The 17471-nt window shown below is 68.5% G+C and carries 18 protein-coding genes and 1 pseudogene; 10 read left to right on the forward strand and 9 right to left on the reverse strand.

Translation table 11 applies throughout. The features are described from left to right. Positions 1–421 precede the first annotated feature (421 nt). On the reverse strand, positions 422–616 hold the full coding sequence (locus tag AB0L06_RS43300; RefSeq protein WP_500237589.1) for a BTAD domain-containing putative transcriptional regulator: 195 nt from the start codon (positions 614–616) through the stop codon (positions 422–424). A gap of 113 nt (positions 617–729) precedes the next feature. Here AB0L06_RS43300 and AB0L06_RS43305 point away from each other — a divergent pair, with 113 nt between their 5' ends. Beyond that, positions 730–1257: a hypothetical protein gene (locus AB0L06_RS43305; RefSeq protein ID WP_500237613.1), complete on the forward strand. Its 528-nt coding sequence runs from the start codon at positions 730–732 to the stop codon at positions 1255–1257. Positions 1258–1619: 362 nt separating this feature from the next. Here the strand turns inward: AB0L06_RS43305 and AB0L06_RS43310 are convergent. The 3 genes and pseudogenes from AB0L06_RS43310 to AB0L06_RS43320 all read right to left on the reverse strand — a co-directional run. Further along, positions 1620–1916 (reverse strand): annotated as a pseudogene (locus tag AB0L06_RS43310) (tyrosine-type recombinase/integrase); the annotation flags it as partial. Continuing rightward, positions 1811–2431 (reverse strand): tyrosine-type recombinase/integrase, encoded by a 621-nt coding sequence (locus AB0L06_RS43315; protein ID WP_500237591.1) that lies wholly within the window; start codon positions 2429–2431, stop codon positions 1811–1813. The pseudogene AB0L06_RS43310 and the gene AB0L06_RS43315, both read right to left, overlap by 106 nt. A 264-nt stretch (positions 2432–2695) precedes the next feature. Further along, positions 2696–3298 carry a TetR/AcrR family transcriptional regulator gene (locus AB0L06_RS43320; RefSeq protein WP_500237593.1) on the reverse strand — a complete coding sequence of 201 codons (603 nt, stop codon included), beginning with the start codon at positions 3296–3298 and terminating at the stop codon, positions 2696–2698. 131 nt (positions 3299–3429) lie between these two features. On the opposite strand from AB0L06_RS43320, the gene AB0L06_RS43325 reads away from it, so the two are divergent. Continuing rightward, positions 3430–3750, forward strand: coding sequence for a hypothetical protein (locus tag AB0L06_RS43325; protein ID WP_500237594.1), 321 nt, complete (start codon positions 3430–3432; stop codon positions 3748–3750). A gap of 417 nt (positions 3751–4167) precedes the next feature. Here AB0L06_RS43325 and AB0L06_RS43330 read toward each other — a convergent pair whose 3' ends face one another. Together AB0L06_RS43330 and AB0L06_RS43335 are read right to left on the reverse strand one after the other, a co-directional pair. Further along, complete coding sequence (locus AB0L06_RS43330; protein WP_500237595.1) at positions 4168–7089, reverse strand: Tn3 family transposase; 2922 nt, start codon at positions 7087–7089, stop codon at positions 4168–4170. Between the two features lie 145 nt (positions 7090–7234). Next, complete coding sequence (locus tag AB0L06_RS43335; protein WP_500237597.1) at positions 7235–7405, reverse strand: hypothetical protein; 171 nt, start codon at positions 7403–7405, stop codon at positions 7235–7237. Between the two features lie 408 nt (positions 7406–7813). Between AB0L06_RS43335 and AB0L06_RS43340 the strand changes: the two genes are divergently transcribed. The 4 genes from AB0L06_RS43340 to AB0L06_RS43355 all read left to right on the forward strand — a co-directional run bounded on the left by AB0L06_RS43340 (position 7814) and on the right by AB0L06_RS43355 (position 10402). Next, positions 7814–8089 (forward strand): hypothetical protein, encoded by a 276-nt coding sequence (locus tag AB0L06_RS43340; protein WP_500237599.1) that lies wholly within the window; start codon positions 7814–7816, stop codon positions 8087–8089. 241 nt (positions 8090–8330) lie between these two features. Beyond that, positions 8331–9029, forward strand: coding sequence for a hypothetical protein (locus AB0L06_RS43345; protein WP_500237611.1), 699 nt, complete (start codon positions 8331–8333; stop codon positions 9027–9029). A gap of 51 nt (positions 9030–9080) precedes the next feature. Continuing rightward, positions 9081–9425 (forward strand): hypothetical protein, encoded by a 345-nt coding sequence (locus AB0L06_RS43350; RefSeq protein WP_500237600.1) that lies wholly within the window; start codon positions 9081–9083, stop codon positions 9423–9425. Between the two features lie 203 nt (positions 9426–9628). Then, complete coding sequence (locus tag AB0L06_RS43355) at positions 9629–10402, forward strand: SDR family NAD(P)-dependent oxidoreductase (protein WP_500237601.1); 774 nt, start codon at positions 9629–9631, stop codon at positions 10400–10402. Positions 10403–10789: 387 nt separating this feature from the next. On the opposite strand, the gene AB0L06_RS43360 is transcribed toward AB0L06_RS43355, so the two are convergent. The 3 genes from AB0L06_RS43360 to AB0L06_RS43370 all read right to left on the reverse strand — a co-directional run bounded on the left by AB0L06_RS43360 (position 10790) and on the right by AB0L06_RS43370 (position 14913). After that, on the reverse strand, positions 10790–12121 hold the full coding sequence (locus AB0L06_RS43360; protein WP_500237603.1) for a vWA domain-containing protein: 1332 nt from the start codon (positions 12119–12121) through the stop codon (positions 10790–10792). After that, entirely contained in the window at positions 12118–13413 is a 1296-nt protein-coding gene (locus AB0L06_RS43365; protein ID WP_500237604.1) for an AAA family ATPase, read from the reverse strand. Before AB0L06_RS43365 ends, AB0L06_RS43360 begins: the two co-directional genes overlap by 4 nt. A gap of 90 nt (positions 13414–13503) precedes the next feature. Further along, positions 13504–14913, reverse strand: coding sequence for a hypothetical protein (locus tag AB0L06_RS43370; RefSeq protein WP_500237606.1), 1410 nt, complete (start codon positions 14911–14913; stop codon positions 13504–13506). A 156-nt stretch (positions 14914–15069) separates the two neighbouring features. On the opposite strand from AB0L06_RS43370, the gene AB0L06_RS43375 reads away from it, so the two are divergent. The 4 genes from AB0L06_RS43375 (at position 15070) to AB0L06_RS43390 (ending at position 17380) form a co-directional block, all read left to right on the forward strand. Further along, complete coding sequence (locus AB0L06_RS43375; protein WP_500237607.1) at positions 15070–15240, forward strand: hypothetical protein; 171 nt, start codon at positions 15070–15072, stop codon at positions 15238–15240. 417 nt (positions 15241–15657) lie between these two features. Beyond that, positions 15658–16023: a hypothetical protein gene (locus AB0L06_RS43380; RefSeq protein ID WP_500237608.1), complete on the forward strand. Its 366-nt coding sequence runs from the start codon at positions 15658–15660 to the stop codon at positions 16021–16023. Positions 16024–16028: 5 nt separating this feature from the next. Beyond that, complete coding sequence (locus AB0L06_RS43385) at positions 16029–17207, forward strand: sigma-70 family RNA polymerase sigma factor (protein WP_500237609.1); 1179 nt, start codon at positions 16029–16031, stop codon at positions 17205–17207. Further along, a complete protein-coding gene (locus AB0L06_RS43390; protein WP_500237610.1) occupies positions 17204–17380 on the forward strand; it encodes a PB1 domain-containing protein in 177 nt (58 codons plus the stop codon). The genes AB0L06_RS43385 and AB0L06_RS43390 overlap by 4 nt, the downstream gene beginning before the upstream one ends. The last annotated feature ends 91 nt before the right edge of the window (positions 17381–17471 follow it).

The raw sequence follows: 17471 nt of genomic DNA on the forward strand, positions 1-17471 counted from the left end.
CGCTACGACAAACTCGCCCGCAACTACCGGGCAGCGATTGTCCTGGTCACCGCCCTGCTCTGGATCAACACATGATCCATCGGACACGGCCTAGCGCTGAGATCGATCTTGAGGGCAGTCTGCTCCCGAACATGGTGGGCAGACCAAGTAGGCCCGAACGGGCAACAGGGTTGGTCAAGACCTCACTGCGCCGAAGCCGGGCTCTTGGCCCTCCGCTCGGGTCCGTGCGACCAGCCCCAAAGTAGCTCTGGGTAACGTCTCGGGGGCGGGGTGACCGGTCAGGGGGCGGGGCGGGCCGCGCCAGGACGCGGTTCAGCCTGGACGGCCGTCGGGTCGCCGGTCAGCACGGTCTGGTGCGCCTCGCGCAGCGTGGGCGACGGGGCCAGACCAGCTCGTCGGCGAGCCGGGCGGTGGCCGCCCGCTACACCTCCAGGGCCTCGGCGCCGCGCCCGGAGCGGTAGAGCGCGCCCATCAACTGCGCTGCCGGGTGCTCACGCAGCGGATGGCTTCGCACCACCGCGTGCAGCTTCGGGATGAGGCGTTGGTGCCGTCCGAGCACGAGAACGGCCTCGATGCCCTCCCCACGAGGGTCAGGCGGAGTTCGTCCAGCCGCCATGCCTCGCCCTCGCCCAGGCGGGCGCGGCGTGACCGGAAGAGGCCGCACTGTAGGCGTCACACACCAAGGATCGGGACACTTGTCCGGCAATCCCATCGAACCGGAGGTGTCTGTTGTTCGAGAGTAGAACCACTGCGCGCCGGGTGGCGCTGACGTGCTCCGCCGCCATCGTCTGCGGTACCGCGCTCACCTGGGCCGGGCCATCGGCCTCGGCCGCCGATCACGGGGGCTGGATCCCGTACCGGGCCAAGCCGTTCACCGACATCGGTGTGTGCGCGTTCCCCGTGCACGGCGACATCGTCCAGGACGAGGAAGAGGTCCGAACGCTCCAAACCTACCCCGACGGCACGGACAAGCTCGTGGAGTTCCGGGGTGCGCTGGCCATCCGCTTCACCGGCAACGGCCACTCGGTCGTCCGGTCGGCCCCGGGCTACGGGTGGTTCCACTACCTCAAGGACGGCTCGGTGCACATACGCATCGACGGCGGCCTCAACGTCAGCGTCAAGCAGGGCAACATCGGCTCCCCGCCTGGTGAGTACGTCGTCGACGGCAAGTTCAGCGTCGTCAGAACGGCGGACGGAAACAAGACCATCCATGCCGCGCACGCCAAGGTCGAGAACCTCTGCCAGACCCTGGCATGACGACGGCGGTCCTGGATCCGCGCGGTGTGGATCCAGGACCGCTCCCGCCCAGAAACCCCCCGGCCGCCAACGCGATCCTCACCCAGGCCCGGTGCGAGGTGCCGATCGTGAAGCGCTGGGGCGGCGGGCTGCCTGCCTCGGCGTCCTACTCCCGAAGCTGACCCCGGCCCCAAAGTAGGACTCGGGTAGGGGGATGCGGCAGGAGGGGGTGCTGGGAAGATGCGGCCGGGCTTGAACCTGGCTGCTGGGCGGCGGTCACGGCGTCTGCGGGCGGCGCGGATCTCGGCGTCGCCGACCTCGTCGGCGAGCAGGGTGTACAGCTGGGTGGTTTCGGTGGAGGCGTGGCCGAGGCGGCGGCGGACGACTTCGATGGAGACGCCGGCATTGATGAGTTCGGTGGCGTGGGCGTGGCGGAGTTGGTGAAGGTTGATCTCGACTCCGGCCGCTTGGCAGTGGTTCCCCCAGCGGTGGTGGGCGGCGTCGTAGGACAGCGGCCCGCCGCCTCCGTTGATGCTGGCGCGGAAGACGGGCCCGAATCGGTAGCCGGCCCGGTTCAGGTAGAGCTTGAGGAGGGCGACGTAGCCGCGGTCGTCCAGGAGCATGGTGCGGACGGTGCCGCCCTTGCCGTGGATGCGGACGTGTTCGTCGTCCTGGCGCAGGTCGAAGTCTTCGAGGTCGAGGCTGCAGGCTTCGGCGGCGCGGAGCCGCACACGTAGATCGTCTCGAACAGGACCCGGTCGCGGAGTCGATCGAGCGGGACGTCCTTACGCGGCCGCCTGCTGCAGATCGAGTTCAGCACCCGGGCGACGTCGGTGGTGTCCGCTGGCCGGGGCAAGGATTTGGACACCTTGATGGTGTCGATCTTGTCCATGGGGTTGGCGTCGAGGCGGTCCTGGCGCACAGCCCACCGGCAGAAGGAGGAGACCGCGGCGCGCTTGCGCTTGCGGGTCGCGGCCGACAGCTCGCCGATGTCGGCGAGGAACGCGCGGATCGAGTCGGCGGTGAGGCCCGCGAGCTCGCCGTCGCAGTGCGCGGTGAACTGGAGAAGATCACCGCGGTAGGCGCGCACGGTGTGGGTGGAGGCGTTGGCGTTCTTCTGGTCGGTGAGGAAGTCGTCCAGATACTGCGCGAGCGGGTGGTCGCGGCCGAGCTGTTCGGCGATCACTGGGTCCATGCGAAGGCCCGTTCCCGTAGTTGCCAGATAACCAGGAAACGAACCAGGTGCTCGGCTGGGGTGACTCCCAGCTCACGATAGACACCTGATCTTGATCTTGCCAGATAACCAAAAATATCTCGTGTGACCTGGCGGAACTGCATCAGCAGGTGAGAATGCCGCAGCCGCAGCAGCGAACCCGCTGACGCCTCACGTACCGTTCGCAATCTCCCCTGCGCCAAGACCAAGCGCATCCGCTGGGCGTGCGGCTCGAAGCCGGTGGGCCTATCCGACCCCGGTAGCACGAGGGCGGAGGCCGTCCACGATGATGGCGGCCACCTGGGCGCCGATCTCCTGCGTCGAGAGCGGGCTGTCGCCCGCGCCTGCGCGAACGAGCCTGAGAGACATGGCAAGTGCCCCAAAGAGCGAGAAGCGCAGGGTCTCGGGTGCGAGGTCGGGACGCACGGTCCCCTCGGCTTGGCCGCGTGTGATGACGGCATCGAAGCGGTCGATGATCGCCGAGGTGTCGTGTTCGGTCTGGCCGGTTTCGTGTTTGGCCGGTCGGCGGTCGGACGTGCCGCCGACCTGAAGCAAGATCGGATACTTGGCGCCGATCCGGGCGAGGGACCGGATGAGGTGACCGATGGCGTCGGCCGCGTCCATGGACGGCGAGTCGGCCTCCTGTATCGCCTCGCCGAACTCGGCGACGGCCGCACCCAGAATCGCTTCGACCAGCGCGTCCCGGCTCGGATAGCGCCGGTGGACGGTCAGCCGGGCAACCTCGGCCTCGTCAGCGATGCGCTGAAAGCTGACCGCCGGATCATCGGCGAGCAGCCGGGCCGCGGCGAGCAGGATCCGCTGCTGATTGCGGCGCGCGTCGACCCGCAATCCGGCTTCCTGGCGCGAGCCACTCCCAGACGACAAGAGATACCACCCCGCATCAAATGTTCCATCGACGTAACACTTATTGCTAGCATGAAGAGACCACGTTCCCCCCGCAACAGTAGGGAAGCTTCTCCATGTCCACCATCACAGTCCGCCGCTCCGACCTTCACAGCCATGACGTCGCCGAGCAACTCCGTGCCGGCCTCGGTGACCGCTACAACGTGATCCCCGGCATGCGCACGGCACGCAAGCCCCTGGCCAAGCCCCAGCCCGGCACGGACAACACGATCTTCGTCGGCAGGGGCTCCAACAGGCTCTTCTGCGCCCACGTCACCATCGTCCGCCGCCGGGACGAAACCGAGTTCCGCGTCACGCCTGGCGGCCTCGGCTGGGAGACGGTCGTCAACTCGATCGGCATTGCCCGAAGGATCCGACGACTGCTGGCCGCGTACTAACCCGGCGACGAGACAGCCTGCCGCGGGGTAATGCCAGGTGGTCCGCCGTGCCCGATCGGCACCACCGTCTGCTCTTAAGACCAGGCCACCCTAGCCCCAGATGCGACCGAGCCAAACAGGTGGCCTCGATCTTGCATGCGGGGCCGTCAGCATGCTGACGGCCCCGCATACGATTCGGTGGGGGACCTGTAGGCGTCGAGCCATGCGCGAGCAGCGGCATCCAGGCCAGCCGGGGCTGCGCGAACTGGACGATCGACACGGAGACTGCTGAACGGTACGGCGGAATCAGCCGGGCCCTACCCGCCGACCAACTCGACGACTTCGTCAACCGTCTCGCATCGCGTATCGCCTCGCACCCGCGGCCGCCGTCGCCAACCCGAGCCCCGGACGGCTCGCCACCGCCACTGGCCGGCGCCGTCAGGCGACGAGGCCGACGTCCAGGTCGAGGTGCGCTTCCATGTCGATCTCAATGGTTCCGTACAGGTTGGCGTGCGACCAGAGCAGCGGCGACAGGGCGCGCCGGTCGGCGTCGGTGAGGCGGTCGGCCCAGGCGGGGTCCTTCAGAACCGACTGGACCAGCAGCGTGTTGATGAACACCAACGCCGATTGCAGCAGGTGCAGGGCGAGCATGGACACCTCCTGGTTCTCCCGGTCGCTGCCGGTGAGGACGCCGTCCTTGCCGTAGAACAGATCGGTGTTGGCCGAGTTCCAGTTCTCCACCACCTGCAGGCCCTCGTGGATCTCCCGGCGCAGTTCCTCGGAGGCCATGTACTCGGCAACGAACACGCTCTTGACCGCGCGGCCGACCTCTTCGATCGCCTGGTAGGTGGGGTGCTTGGGGCCGCCGCGGGTGAAGCGGCGCAGCACCTGCTCGGCTTCGGCGGTGCGCAGCTTTAGCGCGGTGGCGTACTTGACCATCTGGTCGTACTGGCGGGCGATCAGCTCCCAGTTGATCGGCTTGTCGGCGACCATGTCGGCCAGGCATCCGGGCACCGGGTCGCCCGCCTGAACCCGCGCCAGCTTCTGGCGGGCGATGTTCTTCATCCGCGGCAGCAGCCGGAATCCCAGCAGGTGCGCGAACGCGAACCCGACCAGGTTCTGGCCGTGGGTGTCGGTGTACTGCCGGTCGATGCTGGCGTCGGTGCAGTGCCGCAGCACGCCCTCGATCATCGCCGACACCTCCGACGCCGAACACGACTTGAGCTGGGAGTACACGCAGACGGACTTGCGTTCGACGTGCCAGTAGATCATCACGCCGTGGCCGCCGTAGCGGACGTGGTACTCGGTCATCAGGTTGGAGGACCATGACCCGAACTTCTTGGCGTCGGACGCGCACGCGGTGCCGGTGCCCCACCACGCCCCATCGCGCATCCGCAGCGTGGCGTTGACCAGCGTGGCGATCGCCTTGCGCAGGTTGTCGCGGTTGACGAACAGGTAGCGGGTGGTGCGCAGCGCCGCCTCGCTCTCGCCGTGCCGGCCGCCGTTGGCGACCCGCTTGATCCCGATGTTGGTGCCCAGCGCGTACAGCACCAGCAGCAGCCGCTTGCGGATCACCTCGCGCGGGGTGTTCTCCCTGGTGGCGACGGTGGCGAAGCCGTCGTTGAACCGGGTGACGAAGTCGGCCTCCTTCAAAAACGACAGCAGGTCGATCACGCCCCAACGGGCCTGGACCTCGGTGTGCAGGGCGCGCAGATTCTCCGGCGTCTTCAGCCTCCCCGGGTCCGGGACGTGCCAGCGGGGCTCGCCCCGGTGCGTCTTCACAGCGGTGCCGCCGGACCGCTTCTTGGTGATCGCGACCGCGCAGACCTCCATCGAGGCCCGCATCGCCTCCTTTAAGGTGGCGATGAACTCGCCGGGGTCCAGCGGCTGGCCCAAGGCGTCGTAGTGGACGTCACGGTTGTCCTCGAAATCAGTCGGCAGGTCCTCCTCGGGGTTGCGCCAGCGGGTGGTGCCAGCGACGTATATCTCCCGGCGGCGCAGGGCGTTCTTCAGCGCCACCAGCACGCACAGCTCAAAGGAGGCCCGTTCGATCTGGCCGGTGCCGTCCACGATCGCCCCCAGCCAGGCGTCCGGGACCACCCCGTCGATCGGGACCTTGTCGGCGGCCCCGTAGTGCCGGACCTTGTTCGGCACGCCCGAGTACCGGGCCAGCAGGTCCAGGGCGTCCATCACCGGCCGGTAGGCGGTGTTGTTGCACTTGAACTCCACCGCGCCCAGCAGCTTGGGCGGCATCCGCCGGTAGTAGGAGGAATAAGAGGCGGTCAGCACGGTGCGCACCCGCGCCTTGTAGGTCTTTGCGTCGGCCTTGGCCTCGGCCACCAGCGCGCGCAGCGTCCCCTCGCCCACGGTGGGGAACACCACTTTGCGGACGGTCTCGTCCGGGCGCTGCAGCGACGCCTCGGCGATCGAGTACAACTTGGCGGTCTTGCCATGCACCCTGCGGGCCTCGGCGAACATCGCCTGCTCGACCTTCCGTTCCGCCCGCGTGTTGATCTTCGAGATGAGCGCGATCAGCAGATCGACCAGCGCGTCGTTGATCTCCGAGGTCCGGCACCACGCCAGCGCCGCCACCAGCGTCAACCGCACCGTCTCGGGGTTGGCCTCCAGGTCCGACGGGAACGACCGCATCGCCCGCGCCCGCCACGACGCCACCAGCCGGTCGGAGAACCCGCCGAACAGATCCGCCGGCAACCCCAGCGCCTTAGCCCTCCGCAGTTTGACGATCTCTTCCAGCATCGTCCCCAGCCCAAGCCGGCCCGGGTCGGACTTCAGCTCCAGCAAGAACCCATCCGCGCCAGTGGCCAGCGCCAGCAGCGCGGCCCGGGACTCGGCCGACAACCGCCCCGCCGTCTGCGTGCAGAACTCCCGCTCGAACTGGCGCCGCGCCGACCCCAGGATCCGCTCGATCCGTCCGGGCGGCTCGATCTTCCTGGTCCGGCAGCGGACCAGCAGCCGTCCTCGCAGCGCCTCATCAGTCAGCACCTCCGGGCAGACCTTCTCCGCCAGCCAGTCGACCAGCTCGTCCTCATCGGCGCGGGTCGACTCCCGAAACCCCAGCGCCTCACGGATCTGCTTGCGGTGATACTCGATCGTGCTGCCCGCCCACCTGTACTCGGCGAACAGCTCTGCCTCGACCTTCACCTGACCCGCCAGATAGTCGACCGCCGCCTTGGGCACCTCGCCCGAATGCCGCGGAAACCGGCCCTCAAGCTGGAAGAACTTCAACAGCAGGCCGAACCCCAGACGCGTCGCGCCCGACTTGTTCCCCACCAACTCCCAGTCGTCGTCCAGCAGCGTCCACCCAGCGATCAGATCTTCTGGCTCCCACTCGCGACGCATCCCGCCGCTCCCTCCGCCCGCCCGCCCCCCAAAAAACAGGGCAACACGATGAAACGGCGCACATGCCCTACGCCCTGGTACGGCCGATTCGTGACGACCACGAACCGCAACCGCGATCTAGCTCATCGCTACTTTGGGGCTGGGGTCAGCTTCGGGAGCAGGACGCCATCACGGGGGCCGGCCGAGGCGGACGCCGCGGGCCTTGGCGACGGCCAGGCCCTCCGTTGATGCCTTCGATGATGAGTTCGCGGATGAACTCGGCCAGCGCGGCGAACACGTGGAACACCAGCCGTCCGCCCGGAGTGGTGGCGTCCAAGGCCTCCTTCAGCGGCCGGAACCGACCAGGGGCGCACCTCGACCAGGAAGGCCTCGGCGATGGCCATGACGCTCACCGGACTCACCGCCGCCAATGTCCTCGGGGTGCCGTTGGGTACCGCGCTCGGCCAGCAGTTCGGCTGGCCCTCCACCTTCTGGGCGGTCACCGCCATCGGCGTGTCACTCTGGTCGGCATCGCAGTCCTGGTCCGGCGCGCCCGGCCAAGCCGTCCGGCGGCCTGCGCGCCGAACTGCGCGTGATCGGCCGGGCCCAGGTGTAGTCGGCACTGGCCATCACGGCACTCGGCTTCGGCGCCGTCGACAGCGCTGCATGGCCACTCCCGGCCTCCACCAGGGATCGGATCCGACATCGCCTGATCACGCCGGGTCTTCGACCTACAGTGACGCCTATGGTGAGCTATGACGAGAGTGGTTGGCCTGCGATAGCCGAAGCCTCTCCCGGGTGGAGCCTCGCGGACGTGGAACGCTGGGTCAAAGCGAACAACGAACGTATGATCTTTTGCGGTTCGGACGACAACGGCGAACCGAGGTGGTTCCTGTGCTTCGTCCTCAAGAACCAGTACAACGACCGGAGCGTGTTCGACGCGATGCCCTATGAGTGGTCCTCCTCCAAGGAGGACGCTCTGGAGCATTTCCGCCAGTTGATCGGCGATGAGCCGGGGTGAGAGCGCAGCTCCGCGCCGAGCGGCGACTGAGCCGGGGGCGAGGAGTCCAGGAACAGCAGTTGTCGCTGAGAACGATCGTGGATGAGACGTGGGCCTTCCCGGCCGGGGTCAACGCGGTCCCGATCACGGCCAGATCGGTGACGCGTCGCGGGCCGGTCCTGTGCAGGGGGCCGCGCCGGACCGGCCGGTCATCGTGACGGTGCACGAGACCAAGCGGCCGGCGCGCAACGCCGCCGAGTTGATGACGCCGTCAGGTGAGCTGCAGGCCGCCGGGATCCGGCTGGAGCTGCTCACCGGGCCGCTGACCGGGATCTACGACCCGAACGGGACGGGCGCGATGCTGTTCGCGGTGCTGGCGGTCGCCGCGCAGCTGGACCGCGAGTACATCCGCGACAAGCCCCTGGAAGGCCAGCAGGTCGCCGCCGCCAACGGCAACCATGGCGGCCGTCCGAAGGTGATCGGGGTGCCCGCGGCCGATGATGTCGGTCAGGACGGCGACGCCGTTGGCGCCGGGGCTGTGGCCGGGCTTGCCGAGTTCCATGCCGGTGATCAGCGCGGGCGGGACGTTGGGATCGCCGCATCCGCCTGCGCGGGTGCCGCGGGCGAAGGTGGCGACGACGGTGGCGTCCATGCCGACCGATCCGTCCCAGTGCTGGTCCAGAACGTCGCGGACGGGGGCGAGGGACGCCTCGATGACGCGGTTGGTGATGTGCACGAGGAGGTTCCCACTCGGACAAGGCGGTGTGGTCGGCTTGGGCGGGGAGTCGGAGGGGCGGAGTCCGCTCCTACTCCCCCACCGGGTGCGGTCCGCAGAGGACCGAGCTTTCGGCTTGGGCGCGTCGCGGGGAGTTCAGGAGATTCGGGTGCAGTCGAAGGTGGCCTGCCGGGCGGGTCAGTCAACCCCCCTGCTTCCTCCTGCTCGGCGAGCCATGCCTGGTAGCCGGCGCGTTGCTGCGCGCTGGCGGGCTCCAGGCCGGTGATCGAACCGAGCATGTTCGCTGCGATCTTGAAGCAGATCCAGGCCGCCAGCTCGACGATCTGCTCCTCGGTGAACTCCTGGCGGAGGGCTGCGAAGGCGTCGGCGTCGATGGCCTTGTGGTCGTCGACGATCTGCCGCATGAACGCGATGGCCGCCGTTTCGCGCGGATCGGGCTCCCCGGGGCCCTCGGCCCCGACCGTCGCGCAGTACCGGCAGCCGACGCTCTGTGACAGTTCGGCGCGGACCTTCTCCTTGAGCCGCACCGGCAAGGTCGAACCACCGCCCATCAGCGCCACGTCCAGCGCGAACCACGCCTTGAGGATCTCCGGCCGGTGCGCGAGCAGCGCGGCGGCCTGATCGGGATGGTCCTTCAACGGCACGAACGGCATGACCGGCCCGCCTTCACTGCGCGTCATCACGTCCTCGTCGAGGGCTGCCTCCGAGTGTAGGAGCGTTCTTCGTCGCCGTCGTGGCCTGTGGCGGCCATCGGCGTGATCAGTGGAATGGCCTGGTGTGGTCAGGGCCGAGCGGGGCCCGCACCTCCGAGGTAGAACCTGGTCATGACGGTTGAGATGCGCCGGTTCCAGGGCCGTGTCGCCCTCATCGCCGGGGGCGGGAGCAACATCGGCGCGGCCAGCGCTCGGCGGCTGGCCGGCGAGGGCGCGCACGTCGTGGTGGGCGACATCCGGCTCGACAACGCCGAGCAGGTCGCGGCGGGGATCGCCAAGTCGGGCGGTGAGGCCGTCGCCGTCCGCTACGACCAGGGGGATCCCGATTCGATCGCCGAGCTGGTGGACGCCGTCCTGCGGCGATACGGACGGCTCGACGTCCTGCACGCCAACGCCGCCGACCTGGACGTCATCGACTCCGACACCGACGCCGCCGGAGTGCCGCTGGAGGTGTTCCAGCAGACCATCGACGTGGACCTGCGCGGCTACCTGCTGCTGACCCGGCGCGCGTTGGTCCCGATGCTCCAGGCGGGCCGCGGCGCCATCGTCTACACCTCCTCGGCCTCGGCCTTCATCGGGGAGACCGAGCGGGTCGCCTACAGCGCAGCCAAGGCAGGCGGGCACGCGCTGATGCGGCACGTCGCGTCCCGGTGGGGCAAGCAGGGCATCCGCGCCAACACGGTCGCGCCGGGCATGGTGGAGACCGACGCGATCATGGCCAAGCTGACCCCCGAGTTCCGCGCCGCCATCCTCGGCGCACAGCGCAGCCCACGGATGGGACGCCCCGAGGACATCGCGGCGGCCGTGGCCTTCCTGCTGTCCGACGACGCCGAATGGATCACCGGCCAGGTCATCAGCGTCGACGGCGGAGCCACCCTCCGCTGACCTGCACCCCGGAAGGCCGAGAACGGCACCCGATTCGCCGTGACTGCGGCAACCGACAGCCGACGCATCCCCCACCGCATCGCAGTCGAAGCCGGCGGAACCTTGGGAACCGCTGCGCCCCCGGCAACCACACTCAGCGACCGAACAGGCCCGCGCCTCAGGCGAATACGCGCTGAACGACTATGCGAGCTCACCAGCATTGCGGGCCAGCACCATCGCTGTAGGCCCGAGAACGCCACTGACGGACGATGGACGCCGCGAACGTCACGGTCTTCAGGTCGAAGCAAAAGTCCGGCTGCGCCACGTGGTCGGTGCCGTCGTAGCCGCGGGTGGCCAGCAGCGTGGCCGGATTCCTCCCTGAGAACGAGCCGCACCCGTCGCGCTTTCTCAGCCGATCGTGACAACGCGGGCCCAGCGCGGCGGGTTGTCCGGGACGTAGTCGGGGTTTTCCTCGTTCACTGCGCTCGCCGGACGAGGAAAGAGACCCACCACGGTGCGGCAAGGGGGCTGCTCGGAGGGCCAGGGCGTCTGGCCGTCCGTCAGGGCGACGATCACGTCCGGGCGGGGCCGGGAGCGGAGCGCCCGGGTGAAACCCGAACGCAGATCCGTTCCTCCGCCACCGATCAGCTCGAGGTTCTCGGCTCGGCAGAGCGGGACGGCGACCCCGGCCGCTGCGTCGCAGGAGATCACCGACACCAGGTCGCGTCGCCCGCCCACCGCCCGCGAGATCGCCGCCACCTCCAGCAGCGCGCAGCCCAGTTCGGCGTCGCTGACTGATCCGGATGTGTCAATCACCACGCAGACCTGGGGCGGCTTGCGGCGCAGGCTCGGCAGGAGCACGCCGGGGACAGCGGCTGCGCGCCGAGACGGACGCCGATAGCTGTGATCTGCTCCTGCCCCAGGGGCTCCCGCCGCCGAGCGGACCGCCGCCCCCAGCAACTGCCGCCACGGCTGAGGCGGATGGAACGCCTCGTCCGCCCAGCGGCGCCAGCCTTCCGGCGCCTCGCCCGGCCGGCCCTTGATTCCCTCGGCGACCCGGAAACGCACCGCGTCGCGCTGTTGTCTGCTCAGGCCGTGTGCCCCGTCGGGTCCCAACTCCCAGGGACGGTCTTGTCCGTCGGCCCCGCTGCCGCAGTCCAGCCAGGCCAGGTCCGGCGTGAGCTTGGAGAACGAGGTCGTCCGCAGGTACTCCTCCATGAGCAGCCCGTCGGACAGTCCCAGCATCGACGGCAGGACCGCCCCTGCGGGCAGGGGAAGACCGTCTCCGTAGATGTCGTCGTTGATCTCGAAGTCGGCGGCGATGTTCCGCCGCAGCCGCTCGCCCGGCCCGTTGTTCTCCCCCTGCTCTTTCGCGTACCGCTGTCCCCGTCCGTGATGGTCTCGCAACAGATGGGAGACCTCGTGCACCCAGACGCCTGCCAGGTCCTCCACCGGGGTGCGCGCGACGAAGCCGGGGGAGACATAGCAGCGCCAGTGCGTATCCACCGCCATCGTCAGGACCGAACGGTCCTCCACGACGTGCAGCGCGAAGAGCGCGGTCGCCAGATAGGGACGGACTTTGACCGCGTGCAGTCGAGCGGCCAGCAGCTTCTCCAAGTCCAGGGGGAGGCCGGACGGTCCGTTCGGCTCGCCGGAGCCGGCCGGGCGTGCCGGAGCGGCGGCCCGTACTCGGCGCGGTGGTGCGGGCCGGGCCATCGGAGACTTCGAGGCCTCCGTCATCGGCCCGCCCCCACCGTGCGCTCGGCGTCGGCCGACCCCTTGGCGCGCGATACCGACTGATCCGCCCGCCGGGCGAGACTGATCACTCCGACCAGCCGTTCCACCGACTCCGGCACCTCCCAGTCGTCACGCCGCAGCGAGGCCAAGACCATCGCCGGGGCGACCAGCAGGTCCGCGGCGCCGGTCTCCAGCGCCCGGACGAGTACCTTCCAGCCCGCCTCCCAGCGTTCCCGCTGTGGTCGCGCCCCCACGGCGGCCACTACCGCTTCCAAGGTCGCCTGACGTAGATCTCCCCGCATCGGCAGCTCGGCGGTTGCGGGATCGGCCAGCAGCGACTCAGGGTCCGGCAAGTCCATCCGGTCCAGATGAGTGAGGAGTTCGAGCCCTGGCCCGTCCCCCACCGCGCCCCGGACCAGCAACGCCAGCACCTCCCGAGAGACCGACGCCGCCGTGCCGAAGGCCAGCAGTGTCAGCGCGGCTTCCCAACTGCGGGGTGAAGGCCAGGCCCCGCCGCGCCGTGTCTCAGTGCTGGGCAGCCGGTGGATCAGGGTCGGCCGTGCCTGAAGGAATCCGCAGACCGCGTCCCGGGCGTACGCCACCGCTTCCGGTAGCTTCTCCGGCACCAGCCGGGGCAGCTGCGCCCGGGGCCAGACCCCGCCCAGCCCGCGCACCACTGTTTCCCGGTCGTGGACCCAGTACAGATGAACGAATCGATTGGCCAGCGGCGGGCTCAGCTCCCATCCATCCGCTGCCGATGCGCGCGGATTGGCGGCGGCCACGATCCGTACTGCCGGCGGCAGTTGCAACGCACCGACCCTCCTCTCCAGAACGACCCTGAGCAGCGCGGCCTGGACGGCCGGGGTGGCGGTGGAGAGTTCGTCCAGGAAGAGCAATCCCCGTCCGGCACGTACAAGGTCCACTGCCCACTGCGGCGGCGCCATGGGCACTCCCTGTGTGGCTGGATCATCGCCGACGATGGGCAACCCGGAGAAGTCCGTCGGCTCGTGGACGCTGGCGATCACGGTCGTCAGCGGCAGGTCGAGCGAGGCGGCGAGCTGCGTCAGGGCCGCGGTCTTGCCGATGCCCGGTTCGCCCCACAGCAGCACGGGCAGGTCGGCTGCCACGGCCAGGGTGAGCGCTTCGAGCTGTTCGTTAGGGCGCGTCTCGGTTGTCGTGGTGCGCAGCAGGGCCAAGAGGTCGTCAGCGAGAGCGAGTTGTGGGTCGGTTCCGGGTGCGTCGGCGGGCATTCCGGTCGTCAGGACCGCTGTGGACGGAAGGACATTGGAGGTCATGGGCATCACCTGGGGGTAGTCGGAATTGACGGCATGGCCGCTGGACAGTGGGCCAGGCCGTGCGAAATTCGCGGTGCAAGCGCGGGACGGTCAGCTTGCCCTTGCTGGGCTGATACGGAGTCGCGCCCGGCCGCGCCGTGCGGGGCGCGTTGCGGGAGGGGGTACAGGGTGCAGCCCGGAGCGGAAGAGTCCCTGGTCGAGATGGCGGGCCACAGACAGCTCCAGCGTCTCTCGCAGCGGCCCGTCGCGCAGGACCGCACCAGGACCGAGCAGGCCTTCGACCACGGCCAGCGCCCCCGAGACATCGCCGTGGCCGAGCCGTTCCCGGACAGCGGGCAGTGCCTGCGGGTCGCGGTGCACCGCGTCGATCGCGCGAAGGCACGGCAGCGCGGGGCCGCCGAGTGCCACCAGCAACTCTTCCCGGCGCAGTTGTGCCGGGTCGTGGTCGACCGCCGCCAGCACTCCGTCCCGCAGCGCGATCCGGTGGACGTCGCCCCGGCACTCCACTCTGTGGGGGTCGCCGAGTTGAGGCCGCGGGCCATCCGCGGGTTCTGTTCCAGACGCCGACAACGCCTTGGCTACAAGCGGATGCAGCCGATCGGCAGCGACCAGACCGGCCCGCAACAACGCCAGATCCGGAAGTATCCGGGCTGCCGCCTCCGGTAGCACCGGCAGCGCCGCGACCACCTGAGGCGGCAGCGCCTCTCGAAGCGGTCGGAACGTCGGGACATGGTGGTCGTCGGGGGCGACGAGTTCGAACGCCCTGCGGTCACGTGCGCCGAGCCGCACGGTGAAGACCCCGCTGGAGTCGCCTTCCGCACCCAGCAACAGCTCGGCCTCGGCGGCCCACCGCGCCGACGCCCACGATGGATCGTCGGTGTCGGAGGGATCGGGCCGGACCGGCTCGTTCAGCCAGGCGAGCGGTTGGGGCCGGTCAGGGAGTGCCGGGACCGGCGCGGTGTCCGCACCGCAGCGCGACGCCAGTTCGCCGCACCGGCTGGAGTCCCACAGATGCCGGTGCAGGTCGAGCCGGAAACGCCGGGTGGGACGAGGGTGCGGATGGTGCCTCGGTGCTACGTCACCGTGCTCGTCCCAGAGGGCCAGGGACATCCGTTGGCCGGCGTCCGCCCAAGCCGGCGGTGTTCGCACCACCAACTGCACCGACGTGGTGCCGGAACTGCCATAGCGGCTGAGGGCGATGGTCAGGCCAGGCCGGATCCGCCCGTGGGGAGCAACGCGGGGCATGTGCCAGCGAAGCAGATCCGGTGCCAGCCGACGCAGATCCGTTCTTAGGCGGGTGACGAACTCGCTGCCGTAGCGGTCGCGCACGGCGCGCAGATGGAAATCGATGTCGACCCGAGCAGAGGCGCAGGCCCCCGCCCAGTCACCGACCGCGCGCCGCGCGGTCGCAGTCTCGATCATGGACAGTGGTACGGCGTACTCGCGCACGCGCTGCCACATCAGCAGGTGGGCCGGAATGTTCGCGAAGTGGGGTGCCATCAGCACTCACCTTGCGCGAACGATTCCCCCGATCTGTACGAGGAGTTGTTCTTCATCCCGGGCATCATAGGCACTTGAATGTGGATCTGTCAGCCTGGCTCCTGCTCGATCGACTCCCATGGAGCCGTCGATCCCCCACCAACATGCGCATCATCCATGCCTGGCGACGGCAGCGACGACGACCTCGACATCCAACCCGGCCAAGCCCGCTCCACCGCCCTGTTCCAACTCGCCACCGAACTCCCGGCCGCCGTACTGGTCCGCATGCTCGGCATCCACATCCACATCCACATCGCCTGGCACGCGCCTCCTCCGGCGACTGGATGACTTCCGAGGTGTTCTCTCCGAGGCCCGGTGCAGGCGGCACGTGTGCCGCCTGCTCTCTGCTCGATCTGCAGGGCCGGCGGGCCTGGTAGCCGCGGACCGCCGGCAACCCCGCGTTGAGATGCCTCACTGGATCAGGTCTCTGTGTCGCCCTCAACCAGAACATCACTCACCTCGAGCAGCAGACCTTCGAGCTGCCTCCAGCTCGAAGAACGCGACGACGACCTCTTCGCTGCCCGAGCCACCAACCGCGAACTCCTGCCCCAACTACACCAGGGACGAGCAACCTCAGGCCTTCGTGATCCCCCAGCGAGCTCGCCATCCTGGGCTCATCGAGAAACCTATGCCCTGGGGCAAACCCATCCCGCTCTCAGCGGCCTTATTGAGGGTGACGGCCACAACGGTGCCTCGGAGGTACGCATGGTGATCCAGGGGATCCATACCGCAGTCGGTCTCGCTCGTTCGGCGATCAAGTGCAAAGCCAGTGGACTATGGCAGGTCATCCAGGCATACGTAGTGGGACGCAACGCCGTCACCCTCGAGCGCGAACGCCGCACTACCCTGCTCGTGGTCGCGTCGCTTCTGCCGCCTGGCACTGAACTCCTCGACCTGCGGGCCGACGGGAGCACCCTCGAGCTTCGGGCTCCAGCGGTGACACGCGTGGAATTCCTGATCGACGGGAACATCGAGCAGAGCAGCTCCCAAAACACCTGTCCTTCATCCGAACTCCCCAGTGAGTGCGCTGTCCGCAGGCACCTCAGCTCTGCACCGGCAGCGAAGGAATGAGAACCATGCGCAACGAGGCGCCTACGCCCGTAGCCCAGACGATCGTCTTTGTCGACGTGCAGTTCGCCGGTCGGACCGCTGGCGCCAGACTCGCAGCCCGTGACGCGCTCCATGAGGCGATGGCCACCACACTTACCGAGGCAGGAGTGTCCCGGGAGAACATCCACCAGGAAGATCGTGGTGACGGCCTACTGATTCTTATCCCATCCGAGGTGCCCCAGAGCCGGCTGGCCGGCCACGTCTCCCAACGACTCACGGCAGCACTCGACCGACACAACCGCGGGCGCGTGCCCGAGGCTCGGATTCGGGTGCGCATGGCGGTTCACACAGGCCAGGTCCATCATGACGACCACGGCAGCGTTGGTGCGGCTCTCAATTTCACCTGCCGGCTCCTCGATTCCCCAGCACTGAAGAATGCTCTGGCCCGCTCGTCAGGCAACCTCGCCGTGATCGTGTCGGACCGGTTCTTCCAAGAAGTGGTCAGGGGCGACCCCACCGGTTCCCCGGGGACATACCAGTGCGTACAGATCACAGTGCAGGGGACACATGCCACAGCGTGGATCCATCTGATCGACGATCCGCAGCCTCGCACCCGAGCGAGTGGTAAACAAGATCCTCAGCAAGCTCCCGACAGGCCCAGTGAACGCGAAGTCCACCCCGATGGCCGTGGTTTCGAGGAGTTCTACCGCACGAACTTCCGCACCATCCGCAACATCGTCAACGCCAGAGCCCAAGACTGGACATTGGCAGAGGACGTCACCGACCAAGCGATGATGATCGCCTACCGAAAGTGGGACGACCTCCACGAACATCCCAACCCGATCGGATTCGTGGTCGTCACCGCCCGCCGCATCCTGTCACGGACACAGCGGCAGCGCGCGAAGGCCTCTCCACCTGCCCCCCACCTGTCCCTGGACGCCAACCCGGGACTGCAACTCCAAGCACAAAGCGGCAATCCCGCTGACCTGGCCATCACTCGGACGGCACTCAACCAGGCGCTGAAAGCCCTTCCAGTCGACCAGCGCGAATGTTTCGTCCTCCACGAGATCCTCGACCATCCGATACGCACCATCGCGCAGCTACTCAACCTCCCCGAAGGCACCATCAAGACTCGCCTGCGAGCCGCCCGGCTGGCGCTACGTGAACTGCTCCACGATGACCTCGGCGAGGGGAACGCCCGATGAACCTCAACACCAACACCACTGCCCAGGACTGGGACAAGGACATCAACTACCGGGAACTCCAGGGCCGTCTGACAGGCATGCTGCGCCTGGCAGGGCAGAGCCCGCCGATTCTCGACGATGACGACCTAGAGGCAGCGATCGAAGAAGCCGCCGACGGACTCACCCCCAACTAGTGCGCTGACCACATACGTTTGCCTGGTTTGTTCATGCGGCTTTGGGGTGTGGGCGTCCCCAGCGTTGCTGGCGTTGGCTGCGGATGCGGGC

This window comes from Spirillospora sp. NPDC052269 (assembly GCF_040679435.1).
GTDB lineage: Bacteria > Actinomycetota > Actinomycetes > Streptosporangiales > Streptosporangiaceae > Spirillospora.

Coding starts and splice junctions, on each gene's coding strand:
- AB0L06_RS43340 (WP_500237599.1), top strand. CDS start 7,814: ATGGTGAGCTATGACGAGAGTGGTTGGCCTGCGATAGCCGAAGCCTCT.
- AB0L06_RS43375 (WP_500237607.1), top strand. CDS start 15,070: ATGCCTGGCGACGGCAGCGACGACGACCTCGACATCCAACCCGGCCAA.
- AB0L06_RS43330 (WP_500237595.1), bottom strand. CDS start 7,089: ATGCGTCGCGAGTGGGAGCCAGAAGATCTGATCGCTGGGTGGACGCTG.
- AB0L06_RS43370 (WP_500237606.1), bottom strand. CDS start 14,913: ATGGCACCCCACTTCGCGAACATTCCGGCCCACCTGCTGATGTGGCAG.
- AB0L06_RS43300 (WP_500237589.1), bottom strand. CDS start 616: ATGGCGGCTGGACGAACTCCGCCTGACCCTCGTGGGGAGGGCATCGAG.
- AB0L06_RS43315 (WP_500237591.1), bottom strand. CDS start 2,431: ATGGACCCAGTGATCGCCGAACAGCTCGGCCGCGACCACCCGCTCGCG.
- AB0L06_RS43350 (WP_500237600.1), top strand. CDS start 9,081: ATGTTCGCTGCGATCTTGAAGCAGATCCAGGCCGCCAGCTCGACGATC.
- AB0L06_RS43345 (WP_500237611.1), top strand. CDS start 8,331: ATGACGCCGTCAGGTGAGCTGCAGGCCGCCGGGATCCGGCTGGAGCTG.
- AB0L06_RS43385 (WP_500237609.1), top strand. CDS start 16,029: ATGCGCAACGAGGCGCCTACGCCCGTAGCCCAGACGATCGTCTTTGTC.
- AB0L06_RS43390 (WP_500237610.1), top strand. CDS start 17,204: ATGAACCTCAACACCAACACCACTGCCCAGGACTGGGACAAGGACATC.
- AB0L06_RS43380 (WP_500237608.1), top strand. CDS start 15,658: ATGGTGATCCAGGGGATCCATACCGCAGTCGGTCTCGCTCGTTCGGCG.
- AB0L06_RS43325 (WP_500237594.1), top strand. CDS start 3,430: ATGTCCACCATCACAGTCCGCCGCTCCGACCTTCACAGCCATGACGTC.
- AB0L06_RS43355 (WP_500237601.1), top strand. CDS start 9,629: ATGACGGTTGAGATGCGCCGGTTCCAGGGCCGTGTCGCCCTCATCGCC.
- AB0L06_RS43360 (WP_500237603.1), bottom strand. CDS start 12,121: ATGACGGAGGCCTCGAAGTCTCCGATGGCCCGGCCCGCACCACCGCGC.
- AB0L06_RS43365 (WP_500237604.1), bottom strand. CDS start 13,413: ATGACCTCCAATGTCCTTCCGTCCACAGCGGTCCTGACGACCGGAATG.